Annotated in this window: 1 protein-coding gene; it reads left to right on the forward strand. The window is 68.6% G+C overall.

Annotated features, from left to right (window positions below):
• Positions 1–95: 95 nt before the first annotated feature.
• On the forward strand, positions 96–366 hold a 271-nt coding region (locus AB4Y92_RS26630; RefSeq protein WP_441822353.1), incomplete at its 3' end, for a tripartite tricarboxylate transporter substrate-binding protein.

Raw genomic sequence — 366 nt, forward strand, 5'->3', positions numbered from 1 at the left:
GCTCATTACCTTTCCGACCTGCGCTGAGGCGCGGGCGGCATGCCCGTTCCATACCAAGCCGCCGGAGAGCGGTTCGTCACGACCGGAGGAAATGAATGATTGCCAAGACGACGAGACGCCTCGCACTCGCGGGGTTGCTGGCGCTAGGGCTTGCCGCGCCCGCGGCGGCGCAAGGATTTCCAACCAAGCCACTGACATTGATCGTGCCCTTTGCGGCAGGCGGACCGAGCGACGTGATCGCGCGGTTGCTGGCCGACCATATGGGCCGCACGCTCGGCCAGCAGGTGGTGGTCGAGAACATCGCCGGTGCCGGCGGCACGGCCGGCGCCAAGCGCCTCGCCGCATCCGACGCCGACGGCCACACCC

It is taken from the genome of Lysobacter sp. TAB13, assembly GCF_052113885.1.
In the GTDB taxonomy this organism is placed as follows: domain Bacteria; phylum Pseudomonadota; class Gammaproteobacteria; order Xanthomonadales; family Xanthomonadaceae; genus Lysobacter; species Lysobacter gummosus.